At 43.0% G+C, this 19,008-nt stretch carries 15 protein-coding genes and 2 tRNA genes; 12 read left to right on the top strand and 5 right to left on the bottom strand.

Annotated elements, in window-relative coordinates; translation table 11 throughout:
* Positions 1 to 3: 3 nt before the first annotated feature.
* Complete coding sequence (locus tag ABWK04_02440) at positions 4 to 843, bottom strand: cytochrome c biogenesis protein CcdA (protein ID MEZ0360745.1); 840 nt, start codon at positions 841 to 843, stop codon at positions 4 to 6.
* A 2-nt stretch (positions 844 to 845) separates the two neighbouring features.
* Positions 846 to 1,361 carry a TlpA disulfide reductase family protein gene (locus ABWK04_02435; GenBank protein ID MEZ0360744.1) on the bottom strand — a complete coding sequence of 172 codons (516 nt, stop codon included), beginning with the start codon at positions 1,359 to 1,361 and terminating at the stop codon, positions 846 to 848.
* A gap of 66 nt (positions 1,362 to 1,427) precedes the next feature.
* Between ABWK04_02435 and ABWK04_02430 the strand changes: the two genes are divergently transcribed.
* The 11 genes from ABWK04_02430 (at position 1,428) to ABWK04_02380 (ending at position 14,675) form a co-directional block, all read left to right on the top strand.
* Positions 1,428 to 1,516: transfer RNA gene (locus tag ABWK04_02430), tRNA-Ser, on the top strand.
* Between the two features lie 198 nt (positions 1,517 to 1,714).
* Positions 1,715 to 4,330 carry an EAL domain-containing protein gene (locus tag ABWK04_02425; protein ID MEZ0360743.1) on the top strand — a complete coding sequence of 872 codons (2,616 nt, stop codon included), beginning with the start codon at positions 1,715 to 1,717 and terminating at the stop codon, positions 4,328 to 4,330.
* A 99-nt stretch (positions 4,331 to 4,429) separates the two neighbouring features.
* Positions 4,430 to 7,465, top strand: coding sequence for a formate dehydrogenase-N subunit alpha (gene fdnG / locus ABWK04_02420; GenBank protein ID MEZ0360742.1), 3,036 nt, complete (start codon positions 4,430 to 4,432; stop codon positions 7,463 to 7,465).
* 12 nt (positions 7,466 to 7,477) lie between these two features.
* The gene (gene fdxH / locus ABWK04_02415; GenBank protein ID MEZ0360741.1) at positions 7,478 to 8,371 is read left to right on the top strand and encodes a formate dehydrogenase subunit beta; all 894 of its coding nucleotides are present in this window, start codon (positions 7,478 to 7,480) and stop codon (positions 8,369 to 8,371) included.
* Positions 8,372 to 8,373: 2 nt separating this feature from the next.
* Entirely contained in the window at positions 8,374 to 9,006 is a 633-nt protein-coding gene (locus ABWK04_02410; protein MEZ0360740.1) for a formate dehydrogenase subunit gamma, read from the top strand.
* 5 nt (positions 9,007 to 9,011) lie between these two features.
* Entirely contained in the window at positions 9,012 to 9,536 is a 525-nt protein-coding gene (locus ABWK04_02405; GenBank protein ID MEZ0360739.1) for a superoxide dismutase family protein, read from the top strand.
* Positions 9,533 to 10,294, top strand: coding sequence for a formate dehydrogenase accessory protein FdhE (locus ABWK04_02400; protein MEZ0360738.1), 762 nt, complete (start codon positions 9,533 to 9,535; stop codon positions 10,292 to 10,294). Before ABWK04_02405 ends, ABWK04_02400 begins: the two co-directional genes overlap by 4 nt.
* On the top strand, positions 10,291 to 10,815 hold the full coding sequence (locus tag ABWK04_02395) for a glycine cleavage system protein H (GenBank protein ID MEZ0360737.1): 525 nt from the start codon (positions 10,291 to 10,293) through the stop codon (positions 10,813 to 10,815). The genes ABWK04_02400 and ABWK04_02395 overlap by 4 nt, the downstream gene beginning before the upstream one ends.
* Positions 10,815 to 10,914, top strand: a tRNA-Sec gene (locus ABWK04_02390). The genes ABWK04_02395 and ABWK04_02390 overlap by 1 nt, the downstream gene beginning before the upstream one ends.
* Positions 10,915 to 11,008: 94 nt before the next feature.
* Positions 11,009 to 12,517, top strand: coding sequence for a hypothetical protein (locus tag ABWK04_02385; GenBank protein MEZ0360736.1), 1,509 nt, complete (start codon positions 11,009 to 11,011; stop codon positions 12,515 to 12,517).
* A gap of 1 nt (position 12,518) precedes the next feature.
* The gene (locus tag ABWK04_02380) at positions 12,519 to 14,675 is read left to right on the top strand and encodes a BadF/BadG/BcrA/BcrD ATPase family protein (protein ID MEZ0360735.1); all 2,157 of its coding nucleotides are present in this window, start codon (positions 12,519 to 12,521) and stop codon (positions 14,673 to 14,675) included.
* Here the strand turns inward: ABWK04_02380 and ABWK04_02375 are convergent.
* From ABWK04_02375 to ABWK04_02365, 3 genes are read right to left on the bottom strand one after another with little or no spacing between them, the layout of a single operon-like run.
* A complete protein-coding gene (locus tag ABWK04_02375; GenBank protein MEZ0360734.1) occupies positions 14,662 to 15,873 on the bottom strand; it encodes an ABC transporter permease in 1,212 nt (403 codons plus the stop codon). The genes ABWK04_02380 and ABWK04_02375 overlap by 14 nt on opposite strands.
* A 3-nt stretch (positions 15,874 to 15,876) precedes the next feature.
* Positions 15,877 to 16,548 (bottom strand): ABC transporter ATP-binding protein, encoded by a 672-nt coding sequence (locus tag ABWK04_02370; GenBank protein ID MEZ0360733.1) that lies wholly within the window; start codon positions 16,546 to 16,548, stop codon positions 15,877 to 15,879.
* On the bottom strand, positions 16,548 to 17,771 hold the full coding sequence (locus tag ABWK04_02365; GenBank protein MEZ0360732.1) for an efflux RND transporter periplasmic adaptor subunit: 1,224 nt from the start codon (positions 17,769 to 17,771) through the stop codon (positions 16,548 to 16,550). The genes ABWK04_02370 and ABWK04_02365 overlap by 1 nt, the downstream gene beginning before the upstream one ends.
* A 56-nt stretch (positions 17,772 to 17,827) precedes the next feature.
* Between ABWK04_02365 and ABWK04_02360 the strand changes: the two genes are divergently transcribed.
* Entirely contained in the window at positions 17,828 to 18,970 is a 1,143-nt protein-coding gene (locus ABWK04_02360) for an acyl-CoA dehydratase activase-related protein (GenBank protein MEZ0360731.1), read from the top strand.
* Positions 18,971 to 19,008: the final 38 nt, after the last annotated feature.

Here is a 19,008-nt window from a genome sequence, read left to right as displayed (position 1 = left end):
AATTTATACTCCTAAAAGAGCCGATATTTCGCTGAGCTTTCCTGTTGTGAGCAAAATACCGAGAATTATGAGAAGCAACCCACCTACGAACTCCACCAATCCAAAAAACTTACTGAACCTTTTTACAAAACTGAGGAAGGCTGACAAAAGAGCACCGGCTATTACGAAAGGCAAGCCCAAACCCATTGAGAAAACAAACAGTAATAAAGCACCTCTGGTAACCGTCTCTTGTTGTGATGCGTAAAGGAGGATAGATCCGAGCACCGGACCTATGCACGGACTCCAACCAAAAGCAAAAAAAACACCCAAAAGAAAAGCTCCAAGTAAGGGTAAGTCACTCTTTGCTTCCTTTCTTGCTTGTTTGTACAGCATTTCATGAATTCCAAATAGGTACAGAGATAAACACACGAGCAAAATACCTGCAAGATCAAAAAAGAGTTTCTGTGGCAGAACACCGAGAAAGTAAAGGGCAGTCAGCAAAGATCCTATTCCCACAGCTTCCTTCAAAAAATTCTTTCTAAGGAAAACTCCCGCAAAGTGAAAACCAAAAAATACAACCACCGCACCCCCTACTTTGGCTATCAAACTCTGGTAATCCCTAAGCACCTGACCTACAGCGCTCGCCCCCGCACCAAGCATAGTAAAGACTAAAGAAAAGCCAAGCACAAAAAGCACCGATGCAAAAAGTATGCGCCAACTAAAGTTTTTTCTCTCTTCCTTTATCTCTTGCGCACCCATACCAGATATGTAAGATATGTACCCGGGTATTATGGGAAGCACGCATGGAGATAAAAAAGCCAGTATGCCGGCGGTAAAAGCTAAGAGAAAAGATACTTCAAACATGGTTAGCACCTCTCGTTAGGACCGAGCAGTTTTTCTATATCCTCTTTAACTTCCCTGTACACCCCAAGCTTTACCTTATAAACTTTCCCATTCCTGTCAATTAAATAAGATGTAGGTAGACCAACAAGCTTTATGTCGTCGTTACCTTCCAAAATTAGAAAAGAGGGTTTTAACTCCTTCAGGTAGTTGTCTCTAAGGGAAGAGTTTGTATCCATACTAACTGCCAAAATCACAAAGCCATACTTTTTACAATCCTCATAAACTTTCTCAAATAAAGGCATCTCTTCTCTGCAAGGCGGACACCAGCTTGCCCAGAAGTTCAAAAGCACTATCTTCCCCTTAAAGTCAGAGAGACGATAAACCTTCCCGTCAAGCCCGGTAAAGGTAAAATCTGGAAAGCTTTGTGCGGATGAAGGGCTAACGCTGTAACCCTCTTCATCTTCCTTTTTGTGCACAAAAGCGAAAAAAAGCAAACCTCCGAGAAGTAGAAGAGCCAAAAGGTAAGATATCTTTCTCATAGTTTACAATATTAAAAGCTTAAATAGTGTCTGTCAAGAGTGTGAGGGATTTATAATTACATATCAGGAGGGGTGGCCGAGTGGACGAAGGCGGGTGCCTTGAAAGCACCAGTAGGCTCTCCAGCCTACCGGGGGTTCGAATCCCTCCCCCTCCGTACATAATTTTCACAAAAAATTCGTCAGTTTATTACCTAAAAGAATCCTTTCAAGCCACCTTGACTTTATGTTAAAAAGTGTTAAATTATGTCACCATGGTGGAAGCGCTCAAAAATATAAAAAGGTGTTTACCCCCCCCCGTTAATAAAACGCTTGATTTTCAAGGTTTTTGCTCGTGATGTTGAGGGAGGGAATAAATGAAACCCTTTGATTTTTTTAAAAAGGCTTCCCAATTTATCACTTCTGAGGACTTTGCTCTAAAGGATCTGTTGAAGTTGTGCGCGCAAGCTTTAGATGCGGATAGGGTAAGTTTTTGGAGTGTAAAGGAGGACGTTCTCTTTTGCGAATATATGTACATAAAGGAAAGTGAGGAATTCATAGGAGGGCTTTTGGTCAAAAAGGAAAGCTGTATTGAGTTGATTGAGTATTTGGAAAGTGAGGGGATTTTAATTTCCAAAGAAGCGTTAAAAGATAGGATAGTAAGCAAATGCCTGGGAGAGTATATTAATTTTGAAGGTACAAAGGCAGTTCTAATAGCACCATTTTTGCGAGAGGGTAAGGTAGAAGGTTTTATACTTTGCGAAAGGGCTGATCGCTCACAATCTGGGGAAAAGGACTATGTTGCACTGCTTCTTTCTGCCTCAGTTTTCCTGAGTTATATTTACGAAAGGCAAAAGGTGTCATTTACAGTCAGTCTATACAAGACGCTGTCTTCTGTAAATCAGGCTATTATAAAAGCCAAGAGCAGAGAGGAGATCTTTCAGGAAGTGTGCAGGATAGCTGTTGAGGTAGCAGGTTTAAGAATGGCGTGGATAGGTCTTCTTGATGATGCGGGAAACTTAAAGCCAGTAGCATCTTACGGATACGTAGAAAATTACCTTGAAAACATCAATATAAACATACATGACGAAAAACTAAACAAAGGTCCTTCCGCAAGGGCGATCTTGGAAAAGGCTCCTCAGATAAATAACGATACGGAAACAAACCCAACAATTTTGCCCTGGCGCGCACAGATGTTAAGGAGGGGTTATCTTTCAAGCTGTGCCTATCCAATAAAATTCAAAGATGAGGTCATAGGTAGTTTAAACTTTTACTCTGATAAAAAGGGCTTTTTTACCGATGAGGTCGTAAAGCTTATAGAGGAGCTTGGTGAGGATCTATCTTTCGCTTTAGAACACATAGATCTTCTTAAAAACATGAGGATCATGTACATGATAGCTGAACAATCTTACGAGTGGATATTAATAACGGATACTGATGGTAGAATAATTTACGCCAATCCTGCTGTAGAGCGCATAAGCGGTTACAAAAGGGAGGATCTTCTTGGAAAAACGCCACGTGTGTTCAAATCTGGATTTCACAGCAGGGAGTTTTATAAAGAACTTTGGGAAACCCTGCTTTCTGGAAGAGAGTTTTCGGCGATTTTTGTAAACAGGAAAAAGGATGGAAGTATTTTCTACCTTGATGCTGTGATAAGTCCAATAAAAGACGAAAGTGGAAGTATCATCAATTTTGTATCCACCGCAAGGGATATAACTTACGTAAGACAGATGGAAGAAAGAATCCACAAAATGCTTAACTACGACCTTTTGACGAACTTACCTAACAAAAACAGCTTTTTCAGTGAGTTGGAAAGCGCTGTAGAAAAAACACCTGAAAGCAACTTCGTTGTTTTGTTGGTAGACATATATAACATGAGAGGCATAAATGCTACCTTTGGATCAAACTTCGGTGATGAGGTTCTAAAAGCATTTGCGAAGAATCTTTCTATGCTCCCGGGTTTTTGCGCACGTTATGGGAACGACGAATTTGCCCTATTTAAAAGGGTGGATAATATAGAGGAGGTGTATGAACTCATAAGTGGTGTATTTAAAGCTGGAGAGTTGAACATAGAAGGTCATACGCATAGATTGGGACTTCATATAGGTATATCCCTTTACCCAGCGGACGGATTAAACGCCAATCAACTTCTTAATAATGCAGAAATAGCACTTAGAAAGTCTATGGAAGATGTTCCCGGAAGCTACGAGTTTTATAACAGAGAGGAAGGCGAAAGACTCTCTCGATTTGTAAAGATGGAAGAAGAATTGAGGGGTGCTTTTGACAGGAATGAGTTTTCAATTTACTTTCAAGCTATTTATAGATCTTCGGATCTCAAGATAGTCATGGCTGAGGAACTTTTAAGATGGAACTCAAGAACGTTCGGACTTTTGCAGGCGAGAGAATTTATCCCACTTCTTGAAAGGATAGGTTTAGTTGTGGATATTGGCTACTACGTATTTGATAAATGCGCCCAAATAATTAAAGAATACGGTATAAATGTACCCATTTGTGTAAATCTCTCACCTTTACAGTTACAGCGGGAGGATCTCGTAGAAAAACTATGTCAGATAGTAGAAAAGTACGGTGTATCTCCCGGATACTTGAACGTAGAGCTTACGGAAGAGGTGATCGTTCAAGACATACAGCGTGCAAAGAAAGTGATGGAAGCGTTGAAAAAGTGCGGTTTTCTGATCACGCTTGATGATTTTGGAGTAAAGTACTCTTCACTCTCCTACCTTACCCAGTTCCCCGTGGACTATATAAAGGTAGATATATCCTTTGTGAGACTCGTTGATACTGATGAGAAAATCTTCAGGATTGTGATGGCTATACTGAACGTGGCAAAGACTCTCGGTATAAAAACGGTGGCTGAAGGTGTGGAGAGAGAGTCCCAACTGAACATACTCAGAGACATAGGTTGTGATTATCTGCAGGGTTTTTACCTGAGCAAGCCTGTGCCTTTAGAGAAGTTTATCGCCATGCTTTCTTAAGCTAATTCTAATATTGAAATGTCTATGGCTTTATCTTTGAAATTTTCAAAATAAAAGAGGAAAAAAAGGTCATAAATTGTTAGTGAGGAGGTGAAAGGTATGGAACTCACTAGACGAAGTTTTCTGAAGCTTTCTGGAATTTCAATAGGTGCCGGACTTGTGGGAGGTCTCGGTTTTGACCTTACACCCGCTCATGCCAGGGTTAGGGACCTGAAGATAGCAAAGGCTAACGTTACCAAAAGCATATGTCCCTATTGTTCCGTTTCGTGCGGTGTTTTAATATACACGCTGACTGATGGTGCAATGAATGTAAAGCCCAGAGTTGTACACGTAGAGGGGAACCCAGATGATCCTGTAAACAGAGGAACCCTCTGTCCGAAGGGGGCAACGCTTAGGGACTTTGTAAACTCTCCGCAGAGACTTACAAAGCCACTCTACAGACCTGCAGGTGCTAAGGACTGGCAGGAGATAAGCTGGGAAGAAGCTTTAGACAGAATAGCTAAGCTTATAAAGGATACAAGAGACAGAACATTTATAGAGAAGGACGATCAGGGGAGGATCGTAAACAGATGCGAAAGTATAGCGTGGGTTGTTGGAAGCACGCTCGGAAACGAGGAGGGTTACCTTTGGGTGAAAACGGGTGTAGCCCTCGGGCTTGTGGCACGAGAGACGCAGGCACGGGTGTGACACGCACCAACGGTGGCCAGTTTGGCCGCAAGATTCGGAAGAGGTGCAATGACCAACGGCTGGATGGATATAAAGAACGCGGATCTGATATTCGTTATGGGAGGAAACCCTGCGGAAAACCATCCATGCGGTTTCAAATGGGCAATAAAGGCAAGGCATGAAAAAGGAACTAAGATAATATGTGTGGATCCGAGGTTTAACAGAACTGCGGCAGTTTCAGATATCTTCGTTCAGATAAGACCCGGATCGGATATAGCCTTTATGGGAGGACTGATAAACTACGTTATACAAAACAAGAAATACAACGAAGAGTATATAAAGCACTTTACAAATGCAGCATACATAGTAAAGGACACTTACAACTTTGATCCGACAACTGGACTCTTTTCGGGATATGATCCGGAAAAGAGAAAGTACGATCAGTCCCTGTGGAGCTACGAGCTTGATGAAAAAGGACAGGCAAAGAAGGATATGACCCTTGAACATCCCAGATGTGTTTTCCAACTCCTCAAGCAGTTTTATTCAAGATACACACCTGAAGTAGTTGAAAAGATAACTGGAGTTCCCAAAGAGAAGTTTCTTGAGGTGGCAAAACTTGTAGCTGAAACGGGATCTCCTGACAAATCCATGACCCACCTTTACGCTTTAGGGTGGACACACCACTCTTGGGGTACTCAAGTGATAGGCTCTATGGCTATACTTCAGCTACTTCTTGGGAATATAGGGGTTCCAGGAGGTGGGATAAACGCCCTGAGGGGTCATTCCAACGTGCAGGGTATGACTGACTTGGCAGGTGAAGGGAGATTTCTGCCAGGTTATCTCAAACCGCCAAGCGCACCTCAGCAAACTTTAAAGGACCACATAGATGCCAATACACCAAAAGCTGTTGATCTTTCAATGAATTATTGGTCCAACTACGGCAAATTTTACGTGAGTCTCCTGAAAGCTTGGTTTGGAAATGCTGCAACACCGGAGAACGAGTTTGCTTACCACTATCTTCCCAAGATGGAAAAGATCATAGATATGAGCGAAATCCTTGACAGAATGTACAGGGGCAAGATGGAGGGAATGGTATCTGTAGGTATGAACATACTGGCAAGCAATCCCAACGTCAAAAAGACTGCCGATGGTCTCGGAAAACTAAAGTGGATGGTGGTTATAGATACCTTTGAAACCGAAATGGCAGCTTTTTGGAAACATCACACTAACCCTGAAAGCATAAAGACGGAGGTGTTCTTGCTCCCATCGGCTATATTTGCTGAAAAAGAGAACTCTTATACCAACAGCGGAAGAACCATAAAGTGGAAATACAAAGCTTTGGATCCTCCCGGTGATGCAAAAGATGAGTACTGGATCATAGGTCAGCTTTGGATGAAAATAAAAGGTCTATATCAGAAGGAAGGTGGTAAATTTCCTGACCCCATACTGAACCTCACTTGGAACTTCAAAAATCCCTATTATCCTACCGCTGAAGAGGTACTTCACGAAATGAACGGGTACGCTCTTGCGGATATAACGGATGATAAAGGCAATGTGGTAGTAAAAAAGGGTGAGAGACTGCCGGGCTTTGTGGTTCTTAAAGATGATGGCACTACAGCCTGCGGTATGTGGCTCTATTCTGGGGTATTCCCTCAGTCTGGCAACAGAGCAAAATCAACGGATCTCTCCGATCCATCAGGTTTAGGTGTTTATCCAGGTTACGGCTTTAGCTGGCCTGCAAATAGAAGGATACTTTACAACAGAGCTTCCGCAGACCCAAGTGGAAAGCCATGGAGTCCCAAAAAGAAATACATATGGTGGGACGAAAAGGAACAAAAATGGGTAGGTTACGATGTACCTGATATAAAGCCTGATCTAACACCCGATTACGGACCGTTTATAATGCTCCCTGAAGGTAGGGGGAGGCTCTTTGCTTCTGCACTGGTAGATGGACCTTTTCCAGAACATTATGAACCTTATGAGTCACCCGTTGAAAACGTGCTTCATCCCAAAACCCCGCATAATCCTGTAGTGAAGGTCTTTAAATCCGACGTTGATCTTTTGGGAACACCTGATAAGTTCCCCTACGTAGGAACTACCTACAGGGTTGTGGAACACTTCCACTACTGGACGAAGCACATATACGGCACATCAGCTTTGATGAGCATGATGTTTATTGAAATTCCCGAAGAGCTTGCTAATGAGCTAGGCATAAAGATGGGCGATCTCGTAAAGGTTTCAACAGCGAGGGGATCCGTACAAGCTCACGCCATACCCACAAAAAGGATAAAACCCCTCACTGTAAACGGTAAGAAGGTTTATACCGTTGGCATACCCATACATTGGGGTTTTGAAGGGATAGTGAAGGGCTCACTTGCCAATCTCACTACGCCTTTTGTGTGGGATCCTAACTCCCAAACTCCTGAATACAAAGGATTTTTGTGCAACATAGAGAAGGTTAAAGCTTGAGGAGGTATAAAGATGAGTACTGTCACCACTGATGGAACAGTTGGGCTTGGGTTAAAGAGGGTGTCTGCCTCCAAACTACCTGATCAGAATATAAAGCGTGCGGATACCCTCTCTATACTTGTGGATGTATCAAGCTGTATAGGTTGCAAAGGGTGTGAGGCAGCATGTACTCAGTGGCATGATCTCAAACCCCCCATATATCCCCATGAGAGTAAAAAGATGTTCTTTGCAGGATACGAATCAGGTCCTGGGCTTTTGCCGAACCTGTTTATGTATATGAGGTTTCAGGAAGGTGAGACACAAAGGGGTATCACATGGTTTATAACTAAATACCAGTGTATGCACTGTGGAGATCCGGGATGCCTAAAGGCTTGCCCTTCTCCGGGTGCGATAATCCAGTATGAAAACGGCATAGTGGATTTTGACCATTCCAAATGTATAGGATGTAAGTTCTGCCTTTCTGGCTGTCCCTTTGATGTCCCAAGATACGATGCAAACAACAAGCCATGGAAGTGTAACTTCTGCATAGATAGAGTTTCCGCAGGACTTGAGCCTGCATGCGTCAAAACCTGTCCAACGAACGCTTTACACTTTGGTATAAAAGAGGAGATGCTCATTAGAGCTAACAAACTGGTAGAGGAGCTGAAAAAGAGAGGGTTTGACAAAGCTACCGTTTACGATCCCAAAGGGGTGGGTGGCACAGGTTACATATACGTTCTACCTCATGGGGATATGCCGGAGATGTACGGACTTCCCAAAGAGGCAAGCATATCACCGTGGGTGAGCTTGTGGAAAGGTCCCATAAAAGTCTTAGGTGCCATAGTTTTGTGGGGTACACTGCTCGGAGCCTTTTTACAGCTCATACTCTTTGGACCTATAAAAGTGGGTAAGAAGAAGGAGGGTTGATCATGGAAGAGACAAAAAACCTTGAAGAGATGGAGATAGAGAGGTTTAGCAAGTTTGATAGAGTACTGCACTGGGTGGTAGCCATAAGTTTCCTTTACCTTTTTCTCTCAGGTCTTGGTATATATTCACCAAAGTTTGCGTGGCTTCTTCTCATACTTGGAGGTACTGAATTTGCAAGATGGCTTCACCCTTGGGCAGGGTTAGTCTTCTCGGTGGGAGTGCTTCTCATGTTTGTAAAGTGGTCTAAGGACTTTCTCCTGACACAGGATGACATTACATGGCTCAAAAGTGTAAAGTACTATGTAAAGGGTGAAGAGGAAAAACTACCAGAAGCGAGCAAATACAATGCAGGGCAGAAGATCTTTGGCTGGATGGTGTTTATAGGATGTGTTATCTTTTTGGTCACTGGTATTCTTATGTGGTTTCCTGAGAGTTTTCCAAGAACGCTTACGAGAATCTCCATAGTACTTCATGACCTTTCCTTTATAATAGTCGGTGCAGGTTTCATAGTCCATGTTTATATGGGAACTGTAGGAGTTCCCGGTTCTCTATCCGGTATGATAACAGGGAAAGTCTCAGCTCTTTGGGCTATGAGGCACCATCCCAAATGGTTCAGGGAGGAGGTGAGGAGGTGAGTGCTATGGGGGGGCTTAGCTGTTTGGCAAAGGGGATGGCGCTATGCGCCATCTTCCTTTCTTTCTCAGCTGGTCAGGAACTTAAGGCAAGGGCTGATCTCATAAACCAGAAGGGTGAAAAGATAGGAATCGCTGAGCTTTTACAGACCAATGATGGAGTTCTCATAAAACTTGAGGCTTCAGGGCTTCCACCCAGCTCAGAGCTTGCCTTCCACATACACGAACTTGGAAAGTGTGATCCACCTGACTTTATGTCTGCTAAGGGGCACTTCAACCCTTACAAGAAAAAGCATGGTCTTTTAAATCCTGAAGGACATCACGCTGGAGATATGCCAAACGTTTTTACGGATAGCGATGGCAACCTTAAGGTTCATGTCCTCAACACTTACGTAACCTTAGAGCGTGGAAAAGAGAACAGTCTTATGAAGGAAGGAGGTACCGCATTGATGATACATCACCATCGTGACGACTATAAAACGGATCCCGCCGGTGATGCGGGGGCAAGGATAGCTTGTGGAGTTATAAAGTGAAGCTATTTAGGTTGAGAGAAAGGGAGTATCACTTAGAAAGGCTGACTGTATTAAAAAGGAAGCATCAAGAAATCTCTCACATATTGGATTTTCTCCAAAGTACTATGCTGTTTCAGAAGGAACTGTATGAAAGCATAAAAGATGGTGATTGGAAAGGTCAAATAAAGAAAATTTACCATCTTTTTGAATTATGTGAGAATGGTGCAAGTTCGTTACTGCAAAAAAAGGCTCAAGATCTTAAGAGCCTTGATAGAGATGCTCTCACCTATAAACTGGAAAAATTTTTGAAGGAGAAGGATGCCCCTGACGAAGAGAGATTCATCTTTATAACCTTCCTAAATCCCTTCTTCTCCAAGATCTCCGAAAATATGGATTTAAAAAAAGACCAATGGCTAAAGAATAGATGTCCAGTGTGCGGTTTTAAACCGTGTGTTTCCTATATAGCGGACAATGAGGATGTAGAAGGTGGAAGATATCTCAGCTGTGTTTTGTGTAATACTCAATGGCTCTACAACAGAACTCAGTGTGTCAGATGCGCTAATAACGAAGATAATACCCTTGAGTATTACTATGATGAAAGGGAAAAATACGTATTACTGCAAGTTTGTAAAAAATGCGATACTTACATAAAGGTTATAGACATGAGAATTGACGGACTTGCAGTGCCACACCTTGATGATATAGCTACACTTTCTTTAGACCTGTGGGCTAAGGAGAGAGGTTTTTTAAAGTTTGAAAGAAACATAATAGGTCTATGATAAGCAGGAGAGAGGTATTAAAGTTTTTTCTGGCTTCTTCTCTGTTTTCGCGAGCTAAAAACATGGAAGACATAGTTATAAAAGGTTGCGTAATAAAGAAGGACAGGTTATACAGAGTAAACGAGGAGAGAATGCTTTTTCAATGGGTGAAGGAAGAGAAGAAAGATATTTATTCTATAGGTTTTATGTCCATATTAGCTTCTCTCGCTTATCCACTTTATTCAATAAAAATAAAACCTGTTGGGACATTGCTTGAGTATGACGATAATTTAGCTATAGTTGAAGCTGGCAAAAGGGTATCCACTTTCCCAACACCTATAGGCGGTAAGATAGTTGAGGTGAATCATGCACTTGAGAAGGATCCATCTCCGATAGTCAGCCATCCATACGAGACGTGGATAGTCAGGATAAAGTCTTCCGATGAAGAGAGCATAAAGAGACTTAAGAGAGCTGATGACATATTAGAAATCATAAGAACTATAATAAGTAGGGAAGGAATAGAATGCCTTCCTAAAAGGTAGGGAGAGTGTGGCTGGCTGGTGCCGCCCCGGGACTTCAAATCCCGTGGGAGGTCGCTGGAGGCGATCTCCGGAGGGTTCGATTCCCTTGCTCTCCCGCCAAAAACGAGTTGGAAACCTCTTTATGATATTAAACAGACAAACCTTTTCATCTGGAGTTAATTTTTTAAAAAAAGCCTTTAAGGAGGGTAAGATCATGGAGGTACTTGATTATAGAGCTTACAAACCCAGACCCTTCACTAAAGAGGAGAGAGTTAAAACTACAATACTATTTGGCGGATTAACGTGGAAACACGAAAAGCTCATAAAGGCTTCCCTTGAGAATATGGGATATAAAGCAGAACCTTTGCAAGAGATAAAAAGAATAGATCTTGATATAGGCAAGGAATACATAGATGTAGGCGCTTGCTGTCCTACCACCTTTACCGCTGGCAATTTGGCAAGAACGCTCATGGATATAGAAAAAAGGGAAGGAAGAGATAGAGTAAAGAACAACTATATTTTCGTCACCGTAGGTGCCTGCGGTCCCTGTAGGTTCGGACAGTATCACGAGTCTTACGAAAGAGTTTTAGAGGGGCTTAACCTCACAGACTTTAGGCTCTATCTACTTGACCTTCTTAGAATGGAGCAGTCTGCACCGGGGGGTGGTCTTGAGATTGATATGAACCTCACCTTCGGTCTTGTCTATGCCATGTTTTTGGGAGACCTTATCACAGACATGGAGTATGCCACAAGACCCTACGAGCTTGTAGAGGGTCAAACAGACAAGGCTGTAAAAGATAGTATAGAAATGCTCTACGAAAAGTTTAGGAAAAGACAGGTAAGGGGTAAAAAGCTTGATTCTCTTGTTTGGCACGTGCTTACAAACTACTTTGTTAAGACTTTGGAGGAGGTAAGAAGAGAAGTATGGGACCACATACAGGTAGATAGGCTAAGGGTAAAGCCAAAGGTTAAGATAACGGGCGAGTTTTGGCTTCAAACCCACGAGGGGGATGGCAACTACAACATAAAAAGGTGGTTAGAGAAGGAAGGTGCGGAGGTTATACCACCTCCCATAGCGGTATGGATGGACTACCTTATAAACATGGAGCTTTTCAAGCTGGAAGATGCAAAAGGTTTTGTGAAAAAGTATTACCTTAAAAAAATTGCCATTCAGACAATAGCATGGCTTTATAGGTTCGTTTATAACAGGCTAAGAAAAGCCTTAAATGACATACCAAACCCCCTTCCAGACCAGAGGACGCTAAAAGAACTTGCAAAACCATACTTTTACTACAGGCTCACGGGTGGAGAGGGACATATGCTGATAGGTAAGGCTCTATATGCTTACAAAAACAAGCAGGCACACATGGTCTGCGAGCTTTCACCTTATGGATGTCTTCCAAATACTATGTCAGTAGGTGCCATGGCTAAAGTGCTCGGAGACTATCCAGACCTTCTTTATGCTCCCATTGAGATAAAGGGGGATGCGGAAGTGCATGCCTATTCGCGCTGTCAAATGGTGCTTACAGAAGCCAAAAGAAGAGCAAAGGAAGAGTTTGAAGAAGCTTTAGAGAAAACTGGACTGACACTTGAAAAAATAAGGGAATTTGAGGAGGAAAAACCTGAGCTCAGAAAGGCTACTTACAAGGTGCCTCACTATGGCTATGCGGGCACGTCCGCTAACTATGTTATGCATGTGGCAAGGTTGATGAGGAGGTTATAAGATGCTCCTGCTTGGCATAGATGTAGGTTCCACCACATGCAAGTATGTGCTAACAGACCAAAAGGGTAATATTTTAGATAAAGCCTACGAGAGGCACAATACAAGGCAGGCGGAGAAAGTACTTGAGTTTCTCATCAGGCTTGAAAACAGCTTTGGCTTTAGTCCGGGCAGGGACAGGGTCTATATGACAGGCTCTGGCGGAGGTTTTATAGCGGAGCTGATAGGTGCAAGGTTTGTTCAGGAGGTGGTGGCAGTAGCCACAGCGGTAGAAAAACTTCACCCTGATGTGAGGTTTGTCAGTGAAATAGGCGCGGAGGATATGAAGACGGTCTTCATAAAGGAGCAGGAGGGCAAGAAAAACAGACAGGTCTATATGCAGAACGTGTGTGCTGGTGGGACAGGCACCTTTATAGAAAAGTCTGCAAGAAAGCTGGGCATACCTTCAGAGCTTCTATCTCAGATGGGCTACGAAGGATACACCCTCCACAAAATAAGTGCCAAGTGCGGTATATTTGCGGAGGCGGATGTAAATTCCTTAGTAAAGGCTGGCGTGCCAAAGGAAGAGATAATAGCCTCTCTCTTTGAAGCAGTTGTCTATCAAAACCTCTCTCAGCTTACCAAAGGCAACACTCCTCTTCCAAAGGTCTTGCTTCTCGGAGGTCCTAATCTATTTTTCAGAGGTCTTCAACAGGCTTGGAGGTTTCACCTTCAGAGGCTCTGGAAAGAAAGAGGAATAGGAGACTTCAGCAAGGAGCAGATGCAGGAGCTGGTGATAGTGCCTGAAAACTCTCTTTTTTATGCAGCTCTTGGCTGTGTCTTTACAGCCATGGGTGAGGAAGGAGTCGTTTATGCGGGCAAAGATAGGCTTCTGTGGTGGGTGGAAGAAGGTCAGCATCTTCAAAAGCTAAAAGAAGGAAAACAAGGTCTTGTAAGCTCTGAGAATGAGCTTTTAGAGTTTAAGAAGAAGTTTTCTTATGTAATAGAAAACAAGATAGTGCCAAAGAAAGTATCTGAAATCGTCATAGGCTGTGATTTTGGCTCCACCACCGCAAAGGCGGTCTGTATGAGCAAAGACAAAGAGCTTGTCTTTTCCTGCTACAGCCTGAGCAAGGGAAACCCTATAGAAGATGCGAAGGAAATTTTCAGAAGAATTAGGGAGTTTTTCGGGCAAGATGTGAAGGTGCTTGCCCTCGGTCTTACAGGCTACGGTAAGGACCTTCTTAAAGATGTGCTTGGGGCTGATGTGGCGGTAGTGGAAACAGTAGCTCATGCCACCGCGGGGCTTTATTTCTTTCCTGATGCGGACTGTATATGCGACGTGGGTGGTGTGGATGTAAAAATCATGATAATAAGGCAGGGGTCTGTGGTAGATTTCAGGCTAAACTCTCAGTGCTCTTCCGGAAATGGTGCCTTTCTGCAGGGCGTGGCGGAAAGGTTTAACATACCCCTCAGTGAGATAGCGGACAGAGCCTTTCAGGCAAAGGCAATGCCTAACTTTACCATGGGCTGTGGTGTCTTCTTGCAAAGCGACATAGTCAATCAGCAAAGAAAGGGCTGGAAGGCGGAAGAAATTCTGGCAGGACTTTGCCAAGTGCTTCCTCTGAACGTATGGGTCTATGCAGGCAACATAAACAACCTCTCTCAGGTGGGCAGAAAGTTCATACTTCAAGGAGGCACTCACAGAAACCTTGCTGTAGTAAAAGCTCAGATAGATTTTATAAAGTCCAAAGTGCCAGAGGCTCAAATATACGTGCATCCATACTCAGGAGAGGCGGGAGCCATAGGCTCAGCCTTGATAGCTCTTGAGCACTATGAAAAGCATAAAAGCACACGCTTTAGGGGCTTTGAGGTAATTGAAGAGCTTACCTACAGGACCACCACCTCAAAGGAAACCGTATGCCACTGGTGTCCTATAAACTGTCAGAGGACTTTTATAGATGTTTATTTGGGAGAAGGTGAGGGAAGACCATGGAGTAAGGTACCTTTAGAAAGGGGATGGGTAAGGCTTATTGTCAATAACTCCTGTCCAAAGGGTCTTGTGGAGGATGAAAGGGAGTTAAAGGTAATAAAGGAGCAGATGGAAAGTATAAAGAAGAATTTCCCCAATGTGTCCGACTTTGTAAGGAAGGAGGCTTTCAAGAAGCTCACTCGTACCTAAGAGCATCTACAGGGTTGAGGTTTGACGCTTTGTAAGCTGGGTAAAAGCCAAAGAGGATACCTACAAAGAAGGAAAAACTGAAAGCTATGAGGATGTCAGGAATAGATATGAGTATGTTCCAACTAAAGGCTTTAGACATTAGGTAGGAGGAAACAACCCCCAGTATTATTCCAACAAAACCTCCAAGAGTTGACAGAATTACAGCTTCTAAAAGAAACTGCATTCTTATGTCCCATACCTTAGCACCAACAGCCATCCTTATACCTATCTCCTTTGTCCTTTCCGCAACAGAAACAAGCATAATGTTCATAATGCCTATACCTCCCACTATCAAGGAAACAGAGGCTACAGAGAGTAAAAGTAAAGACATAACTCTGGCTGACTGCTCCTGAACTTGCAGAAACTGTGTAAGGTTTCTAACTGTAAAGTCTTCCTGTTTATGCCTTTGTAGTATAGTCTGTTTCACTTCTTCCTGCGCGTCCTCCATATACTGCGGTCCTATAGCCTGCACCATCATTCTATCTATCTGACCGGGAAAGGTAGTTCCAAAAAGAAACCTTTGCGCAGAAGATACTGGAACTATTATCGTATCGTCCTGATCTTGACCCATTGGAGACTGTCCTTTTCTTTCAAGAACTCCTATAACTGTAAAGGGCATGCCTTTTATTCTGATAACCTTGCCTACTGGGTCTTCTCCTACGAAAAGGTTGTCCACAACCGTTTGACCTAAGACCGCTACCTTTGAGGCGCTTCTTACGTCTTCGTCGCTGAAGACTCTTCCAGAGACTACCTTCCAATCTCTCATTTCAAAGTAATCTTCAATGGTGCCTACTACACCTGTTGCCCAGTTCATGTTTGCATAAACTACCTGTGCTACACCTGCTCTAATCGGTGCGACACGCAAAACACTGGGACATTCCTTGGCCACAGCCTGAGCATCCCCTATGGAAAGGGTTGGCTGTGTTCCAAGCCCCATCCTCACGCCTCCTGCCGTAGTACTGCCGGGAAGCACGATAATTAGGTTGCTTCCTATGCTCGCTATCTGCTCCTGTATCTTTTCGCTTGCCCCTTTGCCCACAGAAAGCATAGCAATAACTGCAGAAACCCCAATAACTATACCCAAGGTGGTTAAAAAGGACCTAATCCTGTTTGCTTTGAAAGCCCTCATAGCCATCCAAAGAAGATCATAAAAGCTCATATCTCACTCCACCAAAAGACCATCTTTTATTTTTACTGTGCGTCTACAGTAGGAAGCTACTGTAGGGTCGTGGGTGACTACTATAAGAGTAGTTCCAAATTTATCGTTTAAAGACAAAAGTAGTTCCATTATGCTTTTGCCTGTTGCGGTATCCAAACTTCCCGTTGGCTCGTCTGCGAGTATTATAGAAGGGTTGTTAGCCAACGCCCTTGCTATCGCAACCCTTTGTTGCTGTCCGCCAGATAGCTGTGTGGGATAATGACCGCTTCTATCTGATAGACCTACCATATTTAAAAGCTCCATGGCTCTTTCCTTTCTCTCCTTCCTACCCACACCTGCGTATATCATAGGAAGTTCCACATTTTCAAGAGCGGTAAGTCTTGCTATCAAATTAAAGTTTTGGAAAACGAAACCTATCTTCTTATTCCTTATGTGCGCTATCTGATCACTGTTCATATTTTGAACGGGGATATTATCCAGTATATACTCTCCCGAAGTGGGGACATCAAGACAGCCGATTATATTCATAAGTGTAGACTTTCCAGAACCTGATGGACCAACAAGAGCCACTACCTCCCCTTTCTCAACGATCATACTTATACCCTTCAATACTGGAATTTCTATGCTGTCTAACTTGTAGCTTTTTTTGACATCCCTTAGCTCTATGAGAGCCATCAGAAGAACCTCGGAGCGGTTGTGCCTCTCTTTTCTTCCCTTAAACCTACTATAACTTCATCACCTTCCTTCAAGTCTCCAGAAACTACCTCCGTATATGTGCCGTCGCTTATACCCGTCTTTATAGGAACTCTAACCGGTCTATTGTCTCTGAGAACCCATACACCTGCACCTTTTTGTCTCTCACCTCCTATCCTTATCCTGAGGGCTACGTTTGGAACTCTAAGGACATTTCTCCTTTTAGCTACAAGGAAGGATACGTTGGCCGTCATACCGGGTCTTAGGAGCATATGGGTGTTATCTACAGGGATGATAACTGTATATGTAACTACATTCTGAACGCTTACGGGTGATAACCTTACCTGTGATACCCTTCCCATGAAAATCCTTCCGGGATAAGCATCTACAGTGAACTCAGCCTCTTGCCCCTCTCTTATCTTACTTATATCTGCTTCAGAAACTGTAGCCTCTACTTGCATCTTGGAAAGGTCTTTCGCTATCAGGAAAAGCGTAGGTGTTTGAAAGCTCGCAGCCACCGTCTGCCCTACTTCTACGTTTCTGGTTACCACAACACCGTCAACTGGAGAAACTATCTTGGTGTATCTGAGGTTAGTCTCTGCGTTTTTCAAGCTTGCCAGAGACTGCATAAGCTGACCTTCCGCAGCTTTTATAGCAAACTCTTGAGCTTTTATTTGAGACTTTATGGATTCCACATTTGCCAATGCACTCTCATAAGTTTGCTTTGCACTGTCCATATCACTCTCAGAAAGTAAGTTTTCCTCATAAAGGTATTTAGCCCTCTGAAAGTCCCTTTTTGCTTTTTCCAGCATAGCTTGTGCATTTTCCAAATTTGCCATAAGAACTTGCATGTTTCTTTTTTCTTTCTCAAGGTTAGCTTTTGCGGTCTCTAAGGAGGCTCTGCTTTGCTGAACCTGTGCCTCAAAAAGGGAAGGGTCAATCTCCGCAAGCACCTGACCCCTTTTGACACGGGAGTTGTAGTCCGCGTATATGGCAACTATCTTTCCAGAAACTTGAGATCCTACTATAACTGTAGCCACAGGATTTATAGTCCCTGTAGCAGAAACCTTAGAGATTATGTCTCCGCGCGAAACCCTTTCCAGTTTAAATTCACTTTCCCTATTTCCCTTTCTGTGTAGGTAAAACCAAAAGATGCCCAAGAAGATGATAAGTATAGTAAGAAAAAAGGATATTTTTCTTAACATGCTACACATTTTAAATTATGATGCGTAGATTAACTTAAGATGAATAGGAGGAGGACATGCTGAAAATACTCAAAAGAAAAATCAGATCGCTTGGCAAGGATAGAACCGGCATTAAGGTGGGTATCCCAAAGTTTTTGAACGTGTGGGGTACGCATCAATTTTGGATTGGTTTCTTTAGCTCCCTTGGGCTAAGGGTAGTTTTCAGCTCGGACACATCCGAAGAACAGTACCGCACCTTTGGAAAGGGAAGGATAACTATGGATTCCTGCTTTCCGGTAAAAGCCCTTGCTGGGCATATAGGCGAACTGCTTGCAAAAAACGTGGATATAATCTTTACCCCGATGATATACTCTTTACCTTCCTTTTTGAGAGGTCATGTACTTGACACTCTTAGCTGTACGAGAGTTATGATGGCTCCCGAGAATATAAAGGCGGGCTTTTTGAGGGAAAGGGATGAATTTAAAGAGAGGGGTGTTAAGTATATCTCACCTTTTGTGACCTTTGGTGAACCGGAACTGCTCCCTAAGCAACTTTACGAATCCTTAAAACAAGTTATTGATGTGTCTTACCAAGAGGTACGGGATGCTGTGATAAACGGGCTAAAGGCTTTAGAGGATTTTGACGCTTACATGAGGAGTAAGAGCTTAGACATTGTAAAGTGGTGCGTTAAAGAAAATAGACCAGCTATTTTGGTGCTTGCGAGACCTTATCATATGGATACAGGTATAGGACACGAGATAGATGGGGAGTTTCAAACTTACGGATATCCAGTTTTGTGGTACAATTATCTTCCTATAAATGACTGGCTTTTGGATTGGCTTTTTGGTCATGATATAAAAGCAGGAATCATAAAAAGCCCTTTCGATATCTCCGATGTTTGGACATCCTCCTACAGCTCAAATACCAACGAGATAATATGGGCTTCCAAGTTTGCGAGCAGATTCCCATGGATAACTGGGGTCATAAGGCTTTCTTCTTATGAGTGTGGCATGGATCAACCAACATATACACCTGTGCAAAAGATAGTTGAAAGTAGGGGAACGCTCTTTTTTAAGTTCGGAGAACTTGATGAAACAAAACCTGCAGGAAGTATAAAAATAAGAGTTGAGACCATTGTTCATTATCTGGAGAAATACTCACAGGATATAATAAAAAGGAAGCTAAGAAGCTTGCCACCACTACCTAAGGAGCTTTCTTGAAAAATGCCTGAAAAAGTTGTATAATGTTTCAGGGAATG

This window comes from Hydrogenobacter sp., from assembly GCA_041287335.1.
GTDB lineage: Bacteria > Aquificota > Aquificia > Aquificales > Aquificaceae > Hydrogenobacter.
The sequence above is the reverse complement of the archived record's forward strand: the minus strand, read 5'-3'. Positions and strand labels throughout refer to the sequence as shown.

Coding starts and splice junctions, on each gene's coding strand:
- ABWK04_02440 (MEZ0360745.1), bottom strand. CDS start 843: ATGTTTGAAGTATCTTTTCTCTTAGCTTTTACCGCCGGCATACTGGCT.
- ABWK04_02410 (MEZ0360740.1), top strand. CDS start 8,374: ATGGAAGAGACAAAAAACCTTGAAGAGATGGAGATAGAGAGGTTTAGC.
- ABWK04_02370 (MEZ0360733.1), bottom strand. CDS start 16,548: ATGGCTCTCATAGAGCTAAGGGATGTCAAAAAAAGCTACAAGTTAGAC.
- ABWK04_02365 (MEZ0360732.1), bottom strand. CDS start 17,771: ATGTTAAGAAAAATATCCTTTTTTCTTACTATACTTATCATCTTCTTG.
- fdxH (MEZ0360741.1), top strand. CDS start 7,478: ATGAGTACTGTCACCACTGATGGAACAGTTGGGCTTGGGTTAAAGAGG.
- ABWK04_02405 (MEZ0360739.1), top strand. CDS start 9,012: ATGGGGGGGCTTAGCTGTTTGGCAAAGGGGATGGCGCTATGCGCCATC.
- ABWK04_02360 (MEZ0360731.1), top strand. CDS start 17,828: ATGCTGAAAATACTCAAAAGAAAAATCAGATCGCTTGGCAAGGATAGA.
- ABWK04_02435 (MEZ0360744.1), bottom strand. CDS start 1,361: ATGAGAAAGATATCTTACCTTTTGGCTCTTCTACTTCTCGGAGGTTTG.
- ABWK04_02375 (MEZ0360734.1), bottom strand. CDS start 15,873: ATGAGCTTTTATGATCTTCTTTGGATGGCTATGAGGGCTTTCAAAGCA.
- ABWK04_02425 (MEZ0360743.1), top strand. CDS start 1,715: ATGAAACCCTTTGATTTTTTTAAAAAGGCTTCCCAATTTATCACTTCT.
- ABWK04_02380 (MEZ0360735.1), top strand. CDS start 12,519: ATGCTCCTGCTTGGCATAGATGTAGGTTCCACCACATGCAAGTATGTG.
- ABWK04_02385 (MEZ0360736.1), top strand. CDS start 11,009: ATGGAGGTACTTGATTATAGAGCTTACAAACCCAGACCCTTCACTAAA.
- ABWK04_02395 (MEZ0360737.1), top strand. CDS start 10,291: ATGATAAGCAGGAGAGAGGTATTAAAGTTTTTTCTGGCTTCTTCTCTG.